Annotated in this window: 15 protein-coding genes; 13 read left to right on the top strand and 2 right to left on the bottom strand. The window is 44.6% G+C overall.

What is annotated here, in order from left to right; all coding sequences use genetic code 11:
• Positions 1-13: 13 nt before the first annotated feature.
• From ACSFXJ_RS23440 to ACSFXJ_RS23380, 13 genes are all read left to right on the top strand, one after another.
• Entirely contained in the window at positions 14-3,949 is a 3,936-nt protein-coding gene (locus tag ACSFXJ_RS23440; RefSeq protein WP_435925839.1) for an IPT/TIG domain-containing protein, read from the top strand.
• Between the two features lie 63 nt (positions 3,950-4,012).
• Positions 4,013-5,110 (top strand): glycosyltransferase, encoded by a 1,098-nt coding sequence (locus ACSFXJ_RS23435; protein ID WP_435922716.1) that lies wholly within the window; start codon positions 4,013-4,015, stop codon positions 5,108-5,110.
• A gap of 11 nt (positions 5,111-5,121) precedes the next feature.
• Complete coding sequence (locus tag ACSFXJ_RS23430) at positions 5,122-6,990, top strand: glycosyltransferase (RefSeq protein ID WP_435922715.1); 1,869 nt, start codon at positions 5,122-5,124, stop codon at positions 6,988-6,990.
• Between the two features lie 25 nt (positions 6,991-7,015).
• On the top strand, positions 7,016-8,752 hold the full coding sequence (locus ACSFXJ_RS23425; protein ID WP_435922714.1) for a glycosyltransferase: 1,737 nt from the start codon (positions 7,016-7,018) through the stop codon (positions 8,750-8,752).
• A gap of 30 nt (positions 8,753-8,782) precedes the next feature.
• Complete coding sequence (locus tag ACSFXJ_RS23420) at positions 8,783-9,457, top strand: glycosyltransferase family protein (protein WP_435922713.1); 675 nt, start codon at positions 8,783-8,785, stop codon at positions 9,455-9,457.
• A complete protein-coding gene (locus tag ACSFXJ_RS23415) occupies positions 9,457-9,855 on the top strand; it encodes a hypothetical protein (RefSeq protein WP_435922712.1) in 399 nt (132 codons plus the stop codon). The genes ACSFXJ_RS23420 and ACSFXJ_RS23415 overlap by 1 nt, the downstream gene beginning before the upstream one ends.
• Before the next feature lie 121 nt (positions 9,856-9,976).
• Positions 9,977-10,471 (top strand): VanZ family protein, encoded by a 495-nt coding sequence (locus ACSFXJ_RS23410; RefSeq protein ID WP_435922711.1) that lies wholly within the window; start codon positions 9,977-9,979, stop codon positions 10,469-10,471.
• Between the two features lie 256 nt (positions 10,472-10,727).
• Positions 10,728-10,925, top strand: a complete 198-nt coding sequence (locus tag ACSFXJ_RS23405; protein WP_007132290.1) for a cold-shock protein — start codon at positions 10,728-10,730, stop codon at positions 10,923-10,925.
• Positions 10,926-11,115: 190 nt separating this feature from the next.
• Positions 11,116-11,664 carry a ribosome hibernation-promoting factor, HPF/YfiA family gene (gene hpf / locus ACSFXJ_RS23400; protein ID WP_435922710.1) on the top strand — a complete coding sequence of 183 codons (549 nt, stop codon included), beginning with the start codon at positions 11,116-11,118 and terminating at the stop codon, positions 11,662-11,664.
• A gap of 191 nt (positions 11,665-11,855) precedes the next feature.
• On the top strand, positions 11,856-14,363 hold the full coding sequence (secA, locus tag ACSFXJ_RS23395; protein WP_435922709.1) for a preprotein translocase subunit SecA: 2,508 nt from the start codon (positions 11,856-11,858) through the stop codon (positions 14,361-14,363).
• 97 nt (positions 14,364-14,460) lie between these two features.
• Positions 14,461-15,574 (top strand): peptide chain release factor 2 gene (prfB, locus tag ACSFXJ_RS23390; RefSeq protein ID WP_435922708.1). Its coding sequence is split into 2 segments (ribosomal slippage): positions 14,461-14,532 and positions 14,534-15,574, totalling 1,113 coding nucleotides; the frame shifts between segments, so codons are not numbered across the junction.
• Positions 15,575-15,712: 138 nt separating this feature from the next.
• On the top strand, positions 15,713-16,603 hold the full coding sequence (locus ACSFXJ_RS23385) for a YitT family protein (RefSeq protein ID WP_435922707.1): 891 nt from the start codon (positions 15,713-15,715) through the stop codon (positions 16,601-16,603).
• A gap of 225 nt (positions 16,604-16,828) precedes the next feature.
• The gene (locus tag ACSFXJ_RS23380) at positions 16,829-19,198 is read left to right on the top strand and encodes a hypothetical protein (protein WP_435922706.1); all 2,370 of its coding nucleotides are present in this window, start codon (positions 16,829-16,831) and stop codon (positions 19,196-19,198) included.
• A gap of 70 nt (positions 19,199-19,268) precedes the next feature.
• On the opposite strand, the gene ACSFXJ_RS23375 is transcribed toward ACSFXJ_RS23380, so the two are convergent.
• On the bottom strand, positions 19,269-20,939 hold the full coding sequence (locus ACSFXJ_RS23375; protein WP_435922705.1) for a TcaA 3rd/4th domain-containing protein: 1,671 nt from the start codon (positions 20,937-20,939) through the stop codon (positions 19,269-19,271).
• A gap of 28 nt (positions 20,940-20,967) precedes the next feature.
• Positions 20,968-21,840 (bottom strand): hypothetical protein, encoded by an 873-nt coding sequence (locus ACSFXJ_RS23370; protein ID WP_435922704.1) that lies wholly within the window; start codon positions 21,838-21,840, stop codon positions 20,968-20,970.
• Positions 21,841-21,901 lie beyond the last annotated feature (61 nt).

The following is a 21,901-nucleotide window of genomic DNA, read 5'->3' as shown; positions in this document are numbered from 1 at the left end:
GTAAGTGAACAAAATGAAGAAAATCATAACACTTTTTACAATTGTTTCATTACTATTTGTGTTGTTTCCACCAATAGGCGCTAAGGCGGCTGATAATTATGTAACTGTCAGTAAAACAGTAAGCCCAACTTCAATAACTACAGAAGAAGAGGCGCTAGTAACTTTAAATATTACAGGTACGCCACCCGTCAATGTAATTCGCCCGAATGATGTCGTCTTGATTATTGACAGATCGGGAAGTATGTCGGACGAGAACAAAATGCAAGCAGCGATTGATTCGGCAAAAGGCTTTGTTGATTTAATGGACTTAACTAAACACAGAGTCGGCGTTGTCGATTATAGCTCTGATACAAGCATAAGTTCCTTTCCGTTAACTACAGATAAAACAGCAGTGAAAAACTACATTAATGGCTTGAGAGCGGGTGGCTCTACTGCTACGGGTGATGCAATTAAAATGGCCAGACAATTGCTTGCCGACCACCGTCCGGATGCACAACCGGTAATTGTACTCATGACTGATGGCGATGCTACGCAGCCGTCAAAAAATCCGTATGAATACGCCCTAGAAAATGCAGCACAGGCCAAGGATGAAGGAATTGTATTCTATACGATTGCCTTGCTATTATCTAATGCTAATCCTAATACGAGTGGACCGAATTTATTATTAAAAGAAATGGCGACTACTTCGCACCACCATCATTTCGTTCTTGGTTCGGTAGGACTCGCAGATATTTATGCAGCAATTGTTCAAGAAATCGGACTTGCGAGCGCATATGATGTAATTGTTAAGGATATCGTATCACCGGAGTTTGAAATCGTTCCCGGTTCCTACGACAATAATATTCCGAAGCCAGTTGTAGAAGGTAACACGCTCAGATGGGACTTTCTGGAGCTGAAAAAAGATGTCCTTACGTTTACATACAAAATTCGGCACAAAGAGGGACAATTAACAGGTACTTTTCCAGTATCCGCAGTCGATTCCTCTATCATCTATAAAGATTATACCGGAGCACAAAGAAAATTATTAATTCCAGCGGTTAATTTAACGGTCGCATACCCTAAACCTACAATTGAAAAGGTTGAGCCGGATAGTGGTTATGTACAAGGCGGCGAAACAGTTGTGATAACCGGTACCAATTTCAGACCTAATCCAATTGTTAAGTTTGGGCCGACCCAAGCTTCAAACGTTCAATACATTAGCCCGACAGAAATACGTGTTCAGGCACCAGCAGGCGGGCAAGGGACAGTAGATTTGGTTGTAATGAATGATGATAGACAGCAAGCGGGTGCAAAATATACTTATTTTGCTGATCCGGTAGTTACTGCCATAACACCTTCCAGTGGGCCAATGGCTGGAGGAGAGACCGTGTCCATATCAGGCCAGTATTTCCTGGATGGAGTCAAGGTGAAATTTGGGGATCAATTTTCACCAAAAGTAATTTTCAGAAGTGCTAATACTCTAAACGTAACTGTACCGAAAGCTTTGAGTGAAGGGCCAGTTGATGTAACAGTTGAAAATCCGGATCAACGTAGTGTGACTGTTGCAGATGGTTATACTTATATAGCTCCACTTAAGCCTACTATCGAAAGTCTTACACCGAATGAAGGTCAGTTGCAGGGGTCGGAATTAATTGTCTTGAAGGGAACAAATATCGAACCCGGCGCAAAGTTGTACTTTAATTCAACTGAAGTTTCTATGACTCTGGTGTCCTCTACAGAAGCGAAGTTCCGCGCTCCTGCATGGTCTGTTCCAGGGAAAGTAAATGTTAAAATTGTTAACCCAAGTCAAGAAGAGTTTATTCTTGCAGACGGATATACCTACCTGGAGCCACCAAAAGCTGCTCCTCCGGTCATTAGCGGGCTAACTCCCAATAGTGGACAAATGAAAGGTAACGAATTGGTTACTTTAAATGGAGAAGGATTTCAACCTGGAGCCAAATTGTTTTTTAATGATGTGGATATAAGTGTCACATTTGTTTCGGATAAGCAATTGCGGTTCCGTACTCCAGCTTGGGCCGCGGTTGAATCTGTTGATGTAAAGGTGGTCAACCCTGATCTTCAAGAAGGGCTTTTAGAAGATGGTTATCAATATCTTGCTCCGCCTCCTCCTACAATAACAACTATCACTCCAAAAGAGGGATTGATTAGCGGGGGAACCCTGGTATCTATAAAAGGAACCGGTTTTGTATCGGGGGCAAAAGTATATTTTGATAGCAAAGAGCTTTCAGCATCCTTTATTTCAGAAAATGAATTAACTGTTAAAACTCCGGTATGGACCAAGGCTGAATTAATTGATGTTAAGGTAGTAAATCCAGATTTGCAAGAAGTTGTTATAACAGATGGTTTTAATTATACAGAACCGCCAAAGGCACCGGCTCCAACAATTACAGGGGTGACTCCAAATAAAGGTCTTACTTCTGGTGGAGAGTTAGTTACCGTAAATGGGACTAATTTTGTAGCGGGAGCGAAAGTGTATTTGGATAATACGTTAGTGACAGCTTCATTTGTATCTGATACTAATTTGAGATTTAGAACACCTGTATGGTCAACGGCAGAATCTGTTGATGTTAAGGTAGTGAATCCAGATGGGGAAGAAGCTGTTTTGATCGATGGGTATGCGTATGAAGCGCCAGTCGTTAAACCGCCAACGATTTCGAGCGTAAGCCCGAATTCGAGTTTAATTACTGGAGGAACTTTGATTTATATTAATGGTAGTGACTATCAAGCTGGTATCAAATTGTATTTAAATAATACTGAAGTGCCGGTTACCTTGCTGGCTGATAATATGCTACGATTCCGTTCACCTGTTTGGCCTCAAGCAGAAATAGTTGATGTAAAGGTTGTCAATCCGGATTTACAGGAAGCCGTGGCACTGCAAGCTTTTACATTTACTGAGCCGCCAAAACCATTAGGCCCAACTATTACAAGCGTTACTCCAAATACAGGATCTGCAAGCGGTAATAACTACGTGTATATTAAAGGTGAAAATTACCAGCCGGGTGTTAAAGTATGGTTTGGAAATACCGAGGTCAAATCTGTTTCTTTGCTTGATGCTACGCAGATTCGCGTTTTAGCCCCTTCAACTAACGTCCTAGGATCCGTTGATGTTAAAGTAGTTAACCCCGACGGACAACTGGCTACCCTGGCTAATGGATATACCTATCAGGAAACACCAATTACTATAACGGGGATATCACCAGCCAAGGGTACTACTGCGGGTGGACAGTTAGTCTATGTTTATGGGACTAACTTCAAATCTGATATGACACTTAGAATTAACGGACAAGTTGTAAGTTTTGAATTCCTGGACGTCAGTTCTATTCGCTTCCGTACTCCGGCTGCCTCTGCATCAGGGACTGTACCGGTAGAATTAACAAGCGCAGGTGGATCACAAGCTGCCACATCCTTTACTTATGAGGCACCTCCAGCATTGCCGGCACCAACAATTGCTTCGATTACTCCAAATCATGGACCACTGGCAGGTGGAGGCTTGGTGTATGTTTATGGAAGTAATTTCCGGGACGGCATAACTGCTACTTGGGGTGGAGCACCGCTTGCAATCACCTATCTTGACGCAGGAACAATTAGATTCCGAGTACCGGCTAGTTCAACATCAGGACCAGTGGAACTTAAATTGACGAACTCTGATAATCAGTCGGTTACAACTACTTACACTTATGATGCGCCACCGGTCATCGTGCCAACGCTAACTTCAATTAGCCCGACAAGCGGGCCGATAGGTGGAAATAATTTAATTTATTTATATGGAACCAATTTCCAGGCAGGGGCTAAAGTTACTATCGGTACAACAACGCTTGACGCTACTGTATTGGACTCGGGGACTATCAGATTCAGGGCTCCAGCAGTAACTGCTCCAGCTTCAGTGACAGTAACTGTTACAAATCCTGATGGAAAAGTAAGTAATTCTTTAAACTATCAATATCAATAATTATTCACTATCAGGGTACCCGAAAGGTACCCTGATTATCTTTAACGAGAGGCAGAGATTAACATGAGCCGTCTTCCATTATCCATATGCATGATTGTAAAAGACGAGGAGTATTTTCTTGAAGATTGCCTTAAATCTGTTGTGGATTACGCATCGGAAATTATAATTGCAGATACGGGTTCAAGTGATAACTCTGTTCAAATAGCTCAAAGTTTTGGAGCGAAAGTGATATCAATAAGTTGGAATGAGAATTTTGCTGAAGCCAGAAACAGAGTTTTACGATTAGCGACACAGCCGCATATACTTACTATTGATGCTGATGAAAGATTAGCGCATGATTCAATAATGGAACTTAAAAATTATATAGATAGTGACCACTCTTTACCTGGCCGAGTCATCATAAAAAACTTGGTAGGACAGGAGGATTACTCCTATAGTCAATCAACGAGAATATTTCCTAATACTCCGGACTACCGATATTCCGGAGAGATTCATGAACAACTTCGATATATGGGTCGCACGCCTCAAAGTATAGACACTCATATTATTCTTCTTCACTATGGATATAAACCGGAGTATATAGATAGCAAAAATAAAATCCAAAGAAATCTGCAAATTCTAATGAATGCTGCAAACAAGGAAAAGAATGATTTGTATATTTTATATCAATTAGGGAAAACCTACTATGTTGCAAAAGAATACCAAGAGAGCTTTGAGATCCTAAGTAGAATGATCGATTTAATTCCTGAGAAAGAAGTTGCTAAAATCCCATACGCTCCAAATGCTTGGTTAACCATTTGCTATAGTCTCTATTACTTAAAAAATTATTCTCTTTTGAATAAATATATAGAGTCAGGTATTGATCATTTCAGTGATTATACCGATCTATATTTTATATATGGTTTAATGTTAACATCAATGAATCATCCTTCCACACTAGAATTAATTCCTTCAGTTTTCAATCATTGTTTGGTTTTAGGTGAAGCGGATCCCACAAAATACGAAACATCAAGGGGAGTAGGAAGTTTTAAGGCGCACTATAATCTGGGTATATACTGGGAAATCCTTGGGCACGTAGATACTGCAAAGAAGCATTACTTACTTTCGGCAAAAGACGGCTACAAAGCAGCTATTATCAGATTGACATCATTGGAAAAATAGGGAGAATTTTTATGCGAAAAAATTCGATAAGTCTCTGCATGATTGTGAAAGATGAAGAAAGGTTTCTAGAACGATGCTTGTTAAGTACAAAGGGGATCGTCGATGAAATCATTATAGTTGATACCGGATCAACGGATCGGACGATTGATATTGCGAAAGCCTATGAGGCAAAGGTATTTCATTTTGAATGGAAGAATGATTTTGCAAAAGCAAGAAACGAATCATTAATCCATGCTACCGGAGAATATATTTTGGTATTAGATGCAGATGAGTACATTGACAAAGAGCATGGTCCGCTTCTAGAGCCCCTTTCGGAGGATGCCTATTTTTTGAGCATAAAGAGCGTCTTAAAAGGAGGGGTAAGCACAATTCATTCAGCAATTCGCTTGTTTAAAAATTGTCCAGAATTTAGATTTACTGGCCGGATACATGAACAAATCATTGTTCCAATAGATGAGGGATACACCCAGAGCCCTTTAGCTGTTTTGGTCCATCATGACGGATATTTACGGGATGTTATAAATGAAAAGAAGAAAGAGCAGCGGAATCTAGATCTCCTACTTGCTGATTTAAAAGAGAAAGAGACGGGATTCGGGCTATTTAACTTGGGCATCCAGTATAAAATGATGGGGGAGTATGAAAAAGCAATCACGATGCTTGAAAAGGCATTTCCCTTAAGTACCCAATATAGCTATATAAGCAAATTGATTACTAGCCTTATTCAGTGTTACATGGAACTGGAGCAATATAATAGCGCTTTGATAATTTGTAATGAAGCCATTTCGGTGTATGAGAATTATACGGACCTGTATTATCTGAAGGGCCAAATATATGATTCTATAAATTATTGGAATGATGCTTCAAATAGTTTTGAGAAGTGCCTAAGACTGGGTGAAGTAAAAGACTCAGAAATGATGACTTTTCATGGAGTCGGGAGCTATATGGCATTAACTTCATTGGCAGGATTACATCATAAGAAGGGCAATATACAGGAGGCAATAAAAAGTATTATTTCGGCCCTTCGAATAAACAAGCATTACATGCCTGCCGTTAAGCTAATGATAGATTTAACGAAGGGGTCTTCTGTTGAAGATGCCTTTGAATTTATTACGAAGACTTGGAAAATAGAAACATTAGATGATCTGAAAGAAATGATAGGTGTTTTATATAAATTAAGGAATCCGCTTTTATATAAATTTAGTGAAATGTATCAACACAATGTGGATGATAATATTAAGTCAATAGGCTTTTTATACAGTGGAAGATATCAAGAGGCTGCTGATTATTGGAATAGAGATAGTTATGAATACGATGATGAACAAATGGAAGACATTTTGTTATGCGCAATCATCCAGGAAAAAACACTGATTTCAAAATATAAATCTAATTTCTCGATTAGAGAAAAAGATATAAAGATATTGCAACGGATTTCAGAGCGGTCGGAAATAAAAGAACATAAATTATCTAAGGATGCTTCAAAATTAATAGCGAACCTTTTTGAGAAGCTAATCATTTTAAAAGAATTTGACTTAATTGATTACTTTGTTACTTCAGTACGAAATTATGATGTACAATTTGCTTTTGCCCAACATCTATACAATTATGGTTTTAAAGAAATTTCAATGCAGATTATGGAAGGCCATTTGGATCGTGTCGATAGAGAAGGCCTGGTATGGATAGCTCATTGTCTTATGAAAGACGGAAATGATAATGAAAGCTTGAGATTCTTCGATGAGGCATTAAAGAGGAGCGTCAGCTTCGATGTTTTGGAGAAGTGTTACGAGCTTCTGTCAAGAAACCATAATCTTATAGAAGCTCGGGAAGTTTCACGGATGATGAAGGAATTGACTCCTGTCTCGGAATGGGCGAAAGGATTATAAATTTACTTTTGAATAGGGGATATTTATGAAAACAAGTATAGTAATTTTAACTTACAATAAACTAGAATTTACAATTCAATGCATTGAAAGTATCCGTCGTTATACCAAACAAGGCACATACGAGCTTATCGTTGTAGATAACTGCTCCTCAGACGGGACCCAGCAATGGCTCAAAGATCAAGCGGATGTAACTTCCATTTTAAATGAAAGTAATCTAGGCTTCCCTAAAGGATGTAACCAAGGCATAGAAATATCATCGGGGGATACGATCCTGTTGTTGAATAATGATACTATTGTCACGGAAAACTGGCTCGATAACCTTACTCATTGCCTTTATAGCGATGAGAATATTGGAGCAGTAAGTTGCGTAACCAATAGTTGTTCCTATGCCCAGACTGTTCCTGTTTCCTATACTGGACTCGATGAAATGCACTATTTTTCTAAAAACTTTAATCAGTCAGATTCCACTAAGTGGGAAGAACGATTAAAACTGGTGGGTTTTTGCTTCTTAGTAAAACGTGCTGTAATCGATCAAGTGGGAATGCTTGACGAGAGATTTACCCCTGGAAATTACGAGGATGATGATTTTTCAATAAGAATTCGGAAGGCCGGCTATAAATTAATACTGTGTAAGGATACATTTATTCATCATTATGGCAGTGTTTCTTTTGGAAATAATGCAGCTACTTTTCGGAAATTGTTGAATGAGAACGCAAAGAAATTTGAAGATAAATGGGGATTTAATCCCGATTATTCTCAGGGTATTCGATTTGACATAAGCAGCATGATAGATAGTAATCCTTCAGAACCCATTAATGTACTCGAAGTAGGATGTGCATGTGGCGGTACCCTTCTTCATATCAAAAACACCTACAAGAACAGTAACTTATATGGAATCGAACTAAATGACGCTGCTGCTTCAATCGCAGGACTCATTGCTGATGTGCGTAATGAAGATATTGAAAAAGAAGGATTGTCATACCCGGATAATTTTTTTGATTATATTATATTCGGCGATGTTCTTGAACATTTGTATGATCCATGGAAGGTACTGACTCGGATCAAGAGATATCTTAAACCGGAAGGGAAGGTTATAGCTAGTATTCCAAATATAATGCACTACAGTGTTATTGACAGTTTACTAAAAGGGTCCTGGACTTATACAAATGCCGGATTGCTTGACAGGACCCATATAAGATTTTTTACCTTGCAAGAAATTCAGAAAATGATGCTCCAAACCGGTTATTTTAGGCTTAATGTAGCCATTAAAACGGTAACGAATAATATTGATGAGAATTCACTCGTTCATAAAATCATTCCATACATTGATCCCAATTTACGGGAGCAGTTTAATGCTTATCAGTATATAGTTAGTGCAACAAAGCACGATTTAGGGGACACCTTCTCTTATATTTTGAATAACCAACAAGAGAAAGAAGAGATCGTAAACAAACTTCATGACTATTCTTATGCAGAAGTGATTCAAGCAATTACTTTCTCAGACTTGGAACAGAAAACAGAATTACTGAATTGCATTGGAGTTGCCCATTTTGAAAAAGGACAACTTAATAAGGTTCTCCCTTATTTTGAGAATGGATATTTCCTAAATGAACGTGATTCAGATACACTATTTAATATTTCATATTTCCTAAACTATATCGGTGAAAATGAGCGTGCCAAGCATTTCATTGAACGATTGAGTGAAGTAAATAAAGAGGCACATACCGAGTTGTTAGAAATAATTAATTCTATTGCTAATTGATTTAACTAACTAGTTTTAGGAGAACTGACAATGAATAATCATAAAATATGTTTTATAAGTTGTGTAAACGATGAAGAGTTATATGAAGAATCACTAAAGTATATAAAGGCTCTGGAAGTCCCTGAAAATTATGAACTTGAGTTTGTAGCAATCACTGACGCACGGAGCATGGCGGAAGGTTATAATCGAGGCTTAAGGCTGACCGATGCTAAATATAAAATATACTTGCACCAAGACGTGTTTATCATAAATAAACAGATAATAATGGATGTCTTGAATTTGTTTGAGAAGCACCCGAAAATCGGGATGTTGGGAGTTATTGGGGCGAAGCAAATCCCCGAGACTGGAATATGGTGGGAAGCTACGGAGCAGTATGGAAAAGTCATTGAAAACAGCTTTAATAGCAAAATGAGAATTTTGTCTGTAGGGGACGTATTGAATGATATTAATCTTGTAGCCGCAGTTGATGGCCTAATTATGATTACTCAGTATGACTTGCCATGGAGAGAGGACCTTTTCGATGGTTGGCATTTTTATGACGTTTCACAATGTATGGAGTTTATTAGAACAGGCTACTACGTTGGTGTCCCTAAGCAAGAGAAGCCATGGGTAATTCACGACTGTGGGATCGCAAACATGGATTCATACGAGAAATATAGACAGAGTTTTCTTTATAATTATATGGGGATTGGGGAGCGTTCATAATGAATATCAATCGCCAACTAACTTTTCTAATCCGTAGAATTGAAAATAACATAGACCGGGAACATTCTATTTTAGGAGTCATTAATTTGTTGAAAAATGATGGAACAACCATCGAAGAAATATGTAGGGTAGTGGAAAATGATATTATATATAAAGTAGAAGTTTTGAACACAATTGGAATAGGATGCTTTAGTAATGAGGAATATGATTTCGTGATCCCTTTTCTCGAGATGGCATTAAGATATTCGCCTACGGATTCAGACACAATATATAATATCGGGTACGTATTATCAAGATTCGGCTTAAATGATGAAGCGCTTCGCTTTCTTGACCAAGTATATACCCATGATGAAGGCGTATTAGAATTAAAACAGCAAATAAGAGAAAAGATAAACTAAAAAGAGCCTTGGTTATGGCTGCGGAAAAGAAGTTTCTATTTTACTCTCTATTAGAGCCAGGCAGTAGTACTGCATTTTGTTCCAACGGTTTAGTTGTCTTCATTCGAGGTGAATTCTCACTATGCCCAAACTCACCCGCTGGCTCCCCGCCATCCTCGTCATGCTGATCATATTCCTGTTTTCCGCCCAGCCGTACAGCCAGCAGGATCTGCGTCCTGAGCTCGAGCGGAGCTTCGTCTCCGACTCGCTGGCCGATCGGCTGGATGGGATTAGCTTCAGCTATGCTGGAAAGGAGATCAGCGTCGACGCTTTAGGCGGGGCCGGTTTTATTGAATTTTTTATCCGCAAAGCTGCCCATTTCTCCGTATTCGCTTTGTTGGGACTGCTGTTGGTTTTCGCGTGGAATGCCAACAAGCCGTTCCGTAACGTTTTTCCGGCGGTGCTGATCTCTTTCTTGTATGCCTGTTCGGATGAGTTCCATCAAGGCTTGACCCCCGGGCGTACCCCATTGGTTCAGGATGTGATTATTGATACGGCAGGGGCGATATGCGGGTCCTTGTTGATGGTTTTACTGTTAAGATGGAGCAAGAAACGCCGCGAAACCAAGAGGCAATAATCAGGGGGCAAAATTTCTTTTTGCTCCCATGTTTCACCCTATCCAAGGCCGGGTAAATGAATGATGGAGCCTGTACCTACCGCTGCTCGCTAACTCCCTGAAAATCCGACAATCCATTCGACATAGGTTTACACGAATTTACAATAAAACCTATTCTTTGGTAATTGACACTGGTTAAGTTTGGGTGGTATAGTCAGAAATGTGGGCTTGGTCACAGGGTCACACTCTTATTTGATAATGAAGGGAATGTTAGTGCATGCAAGGTAAAGTGAAATGGTTCAACGCAGAGAAAGGTTATGGCTTCATCGAAACTGAAGAAGGCGGCGACGTATTCGTACACTTCTCCGCAATCCAATCTGAAGGATTCAAAACTCTGGAAGAAGGTCAATCCGTCGAGTTTGAAATCGTCGAAGGCGCTCGTGGACCGCAAGCCGCTAACGTAATCAAATTATAATCATCCCGGCACAGCCGCGACCTACATATAACGGTACGATGGTTAACAATTGAATTCGCTAGCAAGAGACCCTGGATTTTTTCCGGGGTCTTTATTTGTTGTTAAACCTCCTTAACTTTCCCTTTACAATTTTTACTTTGGGCTAACATCTATGGTATAATGAAGGTGCAAAGCAAAGGAGGAGTGCCCTATGAATTATAGTATTCGTGGACAGCAGATTGAAGTGACTGAGGCCTTGAGAGAATACGTAGACAAGAAGCTCAGCCGGCTTGACAAGTACTTTGATGCACCCCCTACCTCGGATGGGAACGTCACCTTGAGTGTCGTACGAGGCTTGCACGTGGTAGAGGTAACGATTCCTCTTACCGGAGTTGTGCTTCGGGCGGAAGACCGCAGCCCCGACATGTACGCATCGATCGATGCGGTTGCGGACAAGCTGGAACGTCAGATCCGCAAGCACAAGACCAAGATCAACCGCAAGTTCCGCCAAGAAGGCAGCTTGAAGTCCCTGTTCGTCGAAGAACCCGGAAGCGTAGCTACGCTGCAGGAGACGGACGAGGAACTGGAACTGGTCCGCACGAAGCGGTTTAATTTTAAACCGATGGATGTGGAAGAGGCGATTTTGCAAATGAATCTGGTCGGTCATAATTTCTTTGTTTTTGCAAATATTGATACTGAGGAAATTAGCGTCGTTTACAAACGAAATGACGGAAAGTACGGGCTGATCGAAAAAGCGTAAGTTTTTCATAGCCTGGTAATTTCTGCACTGGAGCTTAAAGCAACGAGCCTTTATCCGCATGCGGATAGGGCTCTTTATTCGTATAAATCCGATTTAACGTTGGGGGGCCAGTGACGCCTTTTGTTGCGGCATGCCTTACAAACTGTTACAATTTAGGCAAATCATCTGTTTATGCATGAAAGGGGTAAACCATGCTAGGATTAGTGAAGAAGATTTTTGGCGACACGAATGAGCGTGATGTCAAACGTCTTATGAAGACGGTAGATTATATTAATACATTGGAACCGCAATTTGAAGCTCTTTCGGACGAGCAACTGAAGGCGAAAACGACCGAGTTCCGGGAACGGATCGAGAAAGGCGAAACGCTGGATGAGCTCCTGCCCGAGGCTTTTGCCACAGTGAGAGAAGCTTCCAAAAGAACGCTGGGAAAACGCCACTTTAACGTTCAGCTTGTAGGCGGCATGGCCCTGCACGAAGGACGCATTGCCGAAATGAAAACCGGTGAAGGTAAAACTCTGGTCGGAACCCTGCCGGTTTATTTGAATGCGCTCTTGGGACAAGGCGTGCATGTCGTTACCGTCAACGACTACCTGGCGCAGCGTGACAGCGCGGAAATGGGCCAAATCTACAACTTCCTGGGGATGACGGTCGGCGTCAACCTGAACGGCATGGAACATCATGAGAAACAGGCGGCTTATGCTTGCGATATAACATATGGTACGAACAACGAATTCGGGTTTGACTATCTTCGCGACAATATGGTGCTGTACAAAGAACAAATGGTTCAGCGCCCGCTCTATTTTTGCGTCATTGACGAAGTGGACTCCATTCTGATCGACGAAGCGCGGACCCCGCTGATTATCTCCGGACAAGCTCAAAAATCGACCGAACTGTACTATGCGGCGGATCGTTTTGTGAAGCGTCTGGAGGCGGAAGAAGATTACACGGTGGATATTAAGGTTAAAGCCGTATCCCTGACCGAAAAAGGGGTGGCCAAAGCCGAGAAAGCGTTCGGCATCGACAACCTTTACGATCATAAACATGTTACGCTGAACCACCACGTGGTTCAGGCGCTTAAAGCGAACGTCATCATGCGCCGTGACGTAGATTATGTAGTGACCGAGGATGAGGTCCTGATCGTCGACGAATTCACGGGCCGGATCATGCAGGGACGCCGTTACAGCGACGGGCTGCATCAAGCGATCGAAGCGAAGGAAGGCATCGAGGTTCAGAACGAAAGCATGACCTTGGCGACGATTACGTTCCAGAACTACTTCCGGATGTACCGCAAGCTGGCCGGGATGACCGGTACGGCGAAGACGGAGGAAGAAGAATTCAAGAAAATTTACGGCCTTGAAGTGTTGCAGGTGCCGACGAACCGTCCGAACCAGCGTGAAGATATGCCGGACGTCGTATATAAGAGCGAAAGCGGCAAATTCAAAGCGGTTGTTGAAGAAATCGTCAAGCGCCACAAGGAGAACCAGCCGGTACTGGTCGGTACCGTCTCGATCGAGAACTCCGAGCTCTTGTCGGAAATGCTGAAGCGCAAGGGCGTTAAGCATAAAGTGCTGAACGCGAAATACCATGCGGAAGAAGCGGAAATTATTTCGCGTGCCGGTGAACCGGGCTCCGTGACGATTGCAACGAACATGGCGGGCCGCGGGACCGACATTTTGCTGGGCGAAGGCGTGGCCGAACTTGGCGGATTGCATATTATCGGTACGGAACGGCATGAATCCCGCCGGATCGATAACCAGCTGCGCGGTCGTGCGGGACGCCAAGGCGACCCGGGGTCGACTCAGTTCTACCTGTCTCTCGGGGATGAACTGATGAAACGGTTCGGTGCGGACAACGTACTGAACATGATGGACCGTCTGGGCTTTGAAGAAGATCAGCCGATCGAAAGTAAAATGATCACGCGCGCGATCGAATCCGCTCAAAAACGGGTGGAAGGCAACAACTTCGACGTGCGTAAAGTCGTTCTTCAATATGACGACGTGATGAACCAACAACGGGAAATCATTTATAAACAACGCCGCGAGCTGCTCGAATCGGATAATATCAAACAGATCATCATCGATATGATCAAACCTGTGATCGAGCGTGTCGTCGAGGCGCATACCGCGGATGAAATTCCGGAAAACTGGGAGCTTCAGGAAGTAGCCGATTATGTGAACAGCAAGCTGCTGGATGAAGGAGCCATTACGAAGGACGATCTATGGGGCAAGGAACCGAGCGAGATGGTGGATTCTATTTTCGAACGCGTTATGGTAAAATATGATGCGCGCGAAGAAGCGCTTGGACCGGAAATGGTCCGGGAGTTCGAGAAAGTTATCGCGCTTCGTTCGGTCGACAGCAAGTGGATGGACCACATCGATGCGATGGATCAGCTGCGTCAAGGTATTCATCTTCGGGCATATGGCGGTACCGATCCGCTCCGCGAATATCAATTCGAGGGCTACGAAATGTTTAACCAAATGATCGCCAGCATCCAGGAAGAAGTGGCCATGTATATTATGAAGGCTCAAATCGAGACCAACCAGGAGCGCCAGGCTGTCGTGGATGAGGACAAAATCTCCACCAGCGGCGAGCCGGCAGAGAAGCGCCCGGTGAAGCGCGGCGAAGAAATCGGCCGTAACGATTTGTGCCCATGCGGCAGCGGCAAGAAGTACAAACACTGCCACGGACAGAACGCATAATTCGCCGAACGTCTTCTGGTTCGGTTAACAGCGGGGAAGGCCGTCCGGGTCGGACGGCATCCCCGTTTTTTAAACTTTGCGAAAGGTGGTTTACGACATGATTGATCCCAGCGTCAAGCACGACATGCGTGAAATAGCCAAGAAATTAACCAACCTTAGGGGGTCTCTTTGACTTAGACCTCAAAAATGAAATGATCGCCAACTTTGAGGAAAAAATGGCCGCACCCGATTTCTGGGACGATAACGACAAGGCGCAAAGCATCATTGCCGAACTCAATGCGGTTAAATCATCGGTGGATCAATATAAGGCGCTTCAGCAGGAGTATGAGGACGCCGAAATGATGATCGAGCTCGCGGAAGAGGAAGGCGACGAATCGTTGGCCACGGAAATTGCGGCATCGGTCGCCGGTTTGGTGAAGAAGCTTGAGGAATTCGAGCTGCAGCTGCTGCTCAGCCAGCCGTATGACAAGATGAATGCGATTCTCGAGCTGCATCCGGGAGCGGGCGGCACCGAGTCCCAGGACTGGGGACAAATGCTGCTGCGCATGTACACGCGCTGGGCCGAGAAGCGCGGCTTTAAGGTCGAGACGCTCGACTATTTGCCGGGTGACGAAGCGGGCATCAAGAGCGTTACCTTGCTCATCAAGGGTTATAACGCATACGGCTACTTGAAAGCCGAAAAAGGCGTTCACCGGCTTGTCCGTATTTCGCCGTTCGACTCTTCCGGCCGTCGCCATACTTCATTCGTCTCCTGTGACGTCGTTCCCGAAATTACGGATGATGTGGAAATTGAGATTCGTACCGAGGACCTCAAGATCGACACGTACCGGGCCAGCGGCGCGGGCGGTCAGCATATCAATACGACGGATTCGGCCGTGCGGATTACGCACATCCCGACGGGGATCGTCGTGACATGCCAGAACGAGCGCTCGCAAATCAAGAACCGGGAGCGCGCCATGACCATGCTCCGCTCGAAACTCTACGAGCGTAAGCTCGAGGAGCAGCAGAAGGAGCTTGACGAAATTCGCGGTGAGCAATCCGACATTGCTTGGGGCAGCCAAATCCGTTCTTACGTCTTCCATCCGTACAGCATGGTCAAGGACCATCGCACCTCGGTGGAAACCGGCAACGTCGGCGCCGTAATGGACGGCGACCTCGATGCGTTCATCGACGGTTACCTGCGCAGCCAGATCAAGACCGATACGCAGTAAGGCAGTAATAACGGCATAATGAAATTCCTACACTCGGGAGAGTGTAGGAATTTTTTTGAGCCGGGGCGTGAGTGAAATTAATATAGATACATAGCTAGGGCTTTAAATTTGTCCAACGATCATGAAGGAGGGGCAAGATTGCCATCCCAAGCCACAACTCGCAAACGTAGACTTAACGAATATATTCCCTTAACCGGTCCGGTCCGGCATACGATGGATACGCTGATGATCATCGTGGGCTCGCTGATTACCGCGCTGGCTTTTAATCTGTTTCTCGTTCCCAACCATATCGCTTCGGGCGGCGTGTCCGGCTTGTCCGTTATCGCACAGTCGCTATTTGGCATCGAGCCGGCTTATACGCAATGGGCGCTGAACATTCCCCTGTTTATCGCCGGATTCCTGCTGCTTGGCAGGGATTATGCGATTCGTTCCCTCCTGGGTACGATCGTGCTTCCGCTATTTGTTTTTCTGACCAAAGACTTTCCGGTGCCGACAACCGATCCGCTCTTGGCTTCTTTGTACGGCGGGATCGGAGTCGGACTCGGGCTGGGCATCGTCTTCCGGGGACGCGGTTCTACCGGTGGCCTGTCCACGCTGGCGCAAATCATTCAAAAGTATAGCGGCTTAAGCTTGTCCGTCTGCGTGGTGATGATGGACGGACTGGTCATTACCTTGGCAGGGTTTATCCTCTCGCCGGAAAAAGCGCTCTATGCTTTGATCGGCCTGTACATTACCGGCAAAATCATCGACGCGATCGAGCTGGGCTTCGGTTATACGAAGGTCGCTTACATTATCGCGGACAATACCGAGGCGATCTCGGCGGCCGTTCTGTCGGAGCTTGACCGCGGCCTGACCAAGCTTAACGCGAAGGGCGGTTATACCGGCGACGAGCGTACTGTCCTTATGGTCGTCGTCGGCCAAAGCGAAGTGACCCGGCTTAAAACGGTCGTACAGACGCTCGATCCTTCCGCGTTCGTCATTATCACGAACGCGCACGAAGTGCTGGGGGAAGGGTTTAAGCGGACGTAAGGTTCTCTATAATATGTGATCCATAAGTGGTGATGAGCACTTTTCTGCTTAACACTCTTATGGATCATTTTTTATTTCATTGCGTTGGTTTCCGAATATATAACTTTATAGTAAAAATTTGTATTCCCTATCCTTTTATAGAAGTTAATGTTTAGACATAAAGAACTACTAATGATAGCCTAAAAGTATCAGGCCTGAGTTAACTTTCTCATAGGAGGCAGTCACTTGAAGCGATTATTCTATTCATTATTATTAATCTTTGGATTTATTGGTTTGTCTTTCACTAATCCGACTTCTACACAGGCAGCATCCCAGTTTACGGGGGGATTGATGGATGGAGTTCAACTGCAGGTAGGAACTACGATTGGACAGCCCACTACGACCGGTATAACCGAGATGACAGATGGGAATGTTTCCACACGTGGACTTTTAAATAATCCAAATGTTATGGCTTGGCACACCTTTACTTCTCCCGTGGATATATCTTCGGTTGTGGTGAAGAGCAGTGGAACTTCATACGTAGAATTTTATGATTTAAATAATAATTTGCTGTTGAAATATGATCTTCTAAGCAATGACGGAATTCAAACCCTTCCAGCTCCAGTTAAGGGTGTTTCGACGGTTGTTTTAAAAACGACAACATCGGGCGGAATATGGGTCTACGAATGGAACGTTTTCACAACCCCTTCAGCACCACCAACGGCAACAACGATTACTTGGATCCAAGGTGGGGATAAGATTGTAACATTTGATTGGAATCACTCCGGAGCGGCATCCTACAATGTTAAACGCTCAACATCCTCGTTAGGGCCTTATGTTACAATAGCAAATGTCAAAGGGACATCTTATATTGATACGGCCGTAACAAACGGAACCACCTATTATTATGTAGTCAGTGCAGTGAATGAAGCGGGTGAAAGCAGCAATTCGCCGGAAAAGAGTATGAAACCTCAAGCGACAAAGTATACCGGCGGCTTACTAGATGGGCTTGCACTGAAAGTGGGTTCATCGATTACAAACCCGACAAGTACGGTGCGTGAAATGACCGATAGTAACGAATCGACACGAGGACTTTTGAATAATCCTAATGTTATGACTTGGCATACCTTTGCTTCACCCACGGATATATCTTCGGTTATTGTGAAAAGCAGTGGAGCTTCGTACGTCGAATTTTATGATTCCAATAATAATCTGCTGTTGAAGTATGACCTCCTAAGCAATGACGGAATTCAAACTCTTCCATCACCTGTTAAGGATGTTTCGACGGTTGTTTTGAAGACGACTACATCAGGTGGAATATGGGTCTACGAGTGGAATGTATTTGCGACCTCTTCGGCACCGCCAATGGCAACAACGATTAGTTGGATTCAAGGTGGCGATCAAATTGTCAAATTTGATTGGGTCAATACAGGAGCTGCGTCATATAATGTTAAACGTTCAACTTCATCGCTAGGCCCATACGCATTAATTGCAAATGTGAAGGGAACTGCTTATGTTGATAGAGCGGTAACAAATGGAACGACCTACTATTATGTGGTCAGTGCAGTGAATGAAGCGGGAGAAAGCAGTAATTCCCCGGAAAAGAGTATGAAACCTCAAGCGACAAAGTATACTGGCGGCTTATTGGATGGGCTTGAATTGAAAATAGGCTCTTCGGTTGCAAACCCGACAAGTTCGGTGCGCGAATTGACGGATAACAACGAATCGACACGGGGACTATTGAATAATACTAGTGTAATGTCATGGTACACATTTGCTTCTCCGGTTGAAGTATCTGCGGTAATTCTAAAAAGCAGTGGGACTTCATTTGTTGAATTTTATGATTCAAACAATAATTTGCTGCTGAAATACGACGTTACAAATACTGGAGAACTACAAACTCTTCCAACCCCTGTTAAAGATGTTACGACTGTCGTATTGAAAACGGGAGCCACTGGAGGCATGTGGGTCTACGAATGGAACGTCTTCGGCAAGGGCGGGGAACTTCCTACGGAAACTCCGATGAATTTAACGGCTACTGCGGGTAATAAGAAGGTTGTTTTGAATTGGACAAGCAATGGCGGCAATGTCACGAGCTTTGTCGTGAAACGTGCTTTAGTGGCGGGCGGTCCTTATACGACTATCGATACGGTGACAGGTAACACGTACACTTACACTGACACTAACGTCTTGAATGCGACTACATATTATTATGTGGTCTCTGCGGTAGGAGCCGCAGGCGAAAGCGGCAATTCAAATGAGGCTTTTGCAACACCTAAAGCCGACGTCGTTAATCCTCCGTTGCCGGGTGAAAATGAAACCGGCGAAAGAGCACTGCTTCGTATTACATTGAACAATGGCATCGAAAAGGAATACGACTTGTCCATGGCCGAAGTTAATGCATTTATTAACTGGTACGAGGGACGGGCGAACGGAACCGGAACGGTGATGTATGCCATCAATAAGCATGATAACAATAAAGGTCCGTTTAAAAATCGTAAAGACTATGTTTTCTACGATAAAATTATAACGTTCGAAGTCAACGGATACGATAGCGGCACAGGTGAGCCGGAAGAGAACGAAGAGATTCCAGTACCTAATCCGGAAGCGCATTAATCCACAGCATACATTAGAATATAAACAAAAGGGGCGAGTTCCGATACAGGAACCCGCCCCTTTAAACTTCCTACAACAATACTTCCTCCGTATTGCCACCCTCGTCGAAATAGTAATCCTCATAAATATCCGTGACGAGCCACTTGTCTTTGTCGTAAGTCATTTTGATCGTTTCGTTATATATCCCGTCCTCGGAAGTGGAGGACGACGGGTCATCGAGCAGGCTGGCCGATTGGCTGAAGTGAACCTGGATGCTGACGCTGGCCTCGTATCCGTCCGACCAATCGAAAAACTCCACGCTGTCCATGTCGAACAGAATCTTGTTGATTTTCCCGTTGTATACGACATTGGCCTCTTTAAAAGAATCGATGATCGGGCTCAATGCTTCTTTGACTTCTTTGGACATATGGGTGGCTTTCGAGATATCCAGCGTATTCAGAGCCGTAACGTATTCCTCGTAGAAGACGCGCACCGCGCTCTGGACCGAATCCCGGAATGCGTCGTTTGCCGGAACGAGGTCGATGTTGATATCTTCGGAATCGATCGGTACGGCGTCGCTCTTGACGAGTCCCCAAGGGAATTCCTTCTCGAGGTGGACTTTGATGCTGCCGTCCAGGGTAATCGGTCCAATGCCCTTGAAATCGCTCGTTGTGAGGCCGGTATCCTTGCCTTCAATGAAAATGGCCGCATCCCGGTTGTTGGAGGTCACATAAATCTCTTTCCCTTTCAATTCCAGCTCCGCGGAGTAGTATTCCAACGGGTCATCGAGGGTAAGAACCTTTTCCGACTCCAGGGTTGCATACTCTCCTTCATACTTGGCCGTAATCGTATTCTCGCCCGGCATCAGGGGCCCGATTTTTCCGTCATAGTAATCTGCGTCGGAGGTTGCGAACTCCGTTCCGTTCACGGAGATTTTCGTTCCGTTATAGTTCGTATACACGTTTACGTAAACCGGTTTGATTTGCAGATCATAGTCGTTGAAGAACAGGAACTGCTTGCCGCTTTTTTTGATCTGGATCAGGGAATCCGCATAGCTGCTAGCGACGACGCTGCTGTTTTTCTTTTTGTACAATGCCGCCTGGGCTCGGATATCATCGAGAATCTCGTTTCGTTTGGCGGTGTCTTCCTTCATGAGTTCGATTAAAGGTTTAACGGTTTCTTTCGTAATGGTAAAGTCTTTTTCGCCGGGCTTCAGCATCGATGCAACGGCTTCGGCATCTCCGGCTTTAACCGCCTTTTCGAACTTGGCGGCCAAGCGGCTGCCGTCGGTAATGTAGGAACCGGTGAAATACAGGGCTCCAAGAACGACGATTAGCGCGGCTGCGGTGATCGGCACCCACAAATGGCGTTTGAACCAGGAGAGAATCGTGCGTCCGTTCTTTTTCCATTCGATATTGACGTCTCCCTCGGGAGCAGGTTCCGCCTGGAGCATCACCGGTGCTTGATAAGGATTCGGAGCGGATAGCGGCGGTATGGGCGATCCATGGGCAGCAGGGCCTTCTGGCGTACCCGGTGATGCATGATCAGGCACATGAATAGGCGTATGAGCAGGCGCAGGAGTCGGAGTATTCACAGGTGTATGATCCGTTGTATGGCTTGGCGGATGAACAACCGTATTTTCCGGTGCGATTGCGGGTGCCCCTGTCGGCGATCCTGCTGGCGCGCTTACTGGCTTTCCGCATTCATTGCAGAACTTTACGCCGTCCTCTAAAGCCGTACCGCATTCAGTACAAAACTTCATGACCATTCTCCTTTTCTTTTACTAACCATTAAAAAAAGAACAAGCTGCCGATCACCGCGCTAAAACCGACTTGAGCGAACTTGAATAGCACATACGCGAATACGAGGTCGGCTATAATTGCGCCATACAGCGGGTCAAGCCCGCTTACGCTTTCCTTCCGGTAACTCAGCACTACGGCCGTGACCGCACCGATGAGGGCGAGGACCGTAATCGTCATCAAAAACCCGAAGATATCTCCGCCGAGTTTAAGCACAGTGCTGAGGACCGTGAGTACCAAAGCGGCCAATGCGGGAACGAACAGCGTCCCCAGCTTGGCGGTGACCGTCATAAAATCGCTGCCGACTTTTCCTAGGCGAATCACGCCGAAAGCGACGGCGCTGGCGAGCAGCTGGGCGATCACAATCAGCAGAAACGGACGGAGGTAGCCTCTGCCGAACGGCAGCCCGAGATCGTTTTGAAGGCTAGGAATATAGTAAACCAGCGGAAAGAGCAGTGCGATCAGACCCATCGTAATCAGACCGTTCGTCAAATGTGCTTTGCTGACGTTTTTGGATGTCATGTAAGGATAGAGCAGAGCTTTGACGAAGTATGTTCCGTACTGTTTGCTGATCTGTGTCCCTTGCTGTACGACCTGGCTTTGTTTGACCTGGTTCCAGCTTTTCGACATGGACGGCAGAGCCGGAATTTCGTCCGCTCTAGTCGAAGGCTGATGGGGTTCGGCGGATTTCGGTGCAGAATATGCTTCAGGAGCTTGACCCGACACTGGGACGGAAGGTGTCTCCATCGTTGCCGCGGACTGGACCGGAGCGCTCTGAGGCTGCTGTTCCGCTAAGGCGCCGCCGCATTTTTCGCAAAATTTTCCCCTCTCGTAAATTTGACCACACTGTGTGCAAATCATCATATGTAAACCATCCTCCCCAAATTATGTCATTCCCTTTATACAGCATAGTAGTTAGGACAGA

The organism is Paenibacillus salivarius (genome assembly GCF_051307165.1).
Taxonomy (GTDB): Bacteria; Bacillota; Bacilli; order Paenibacillales; family Paenibacillaceae; genus Fontibacillus.
The sequence above is the reverse complement of the archived record's forward strand: the minus strand, read 5'-3'. Positions and strand labels throughout refer to the sequence as shown.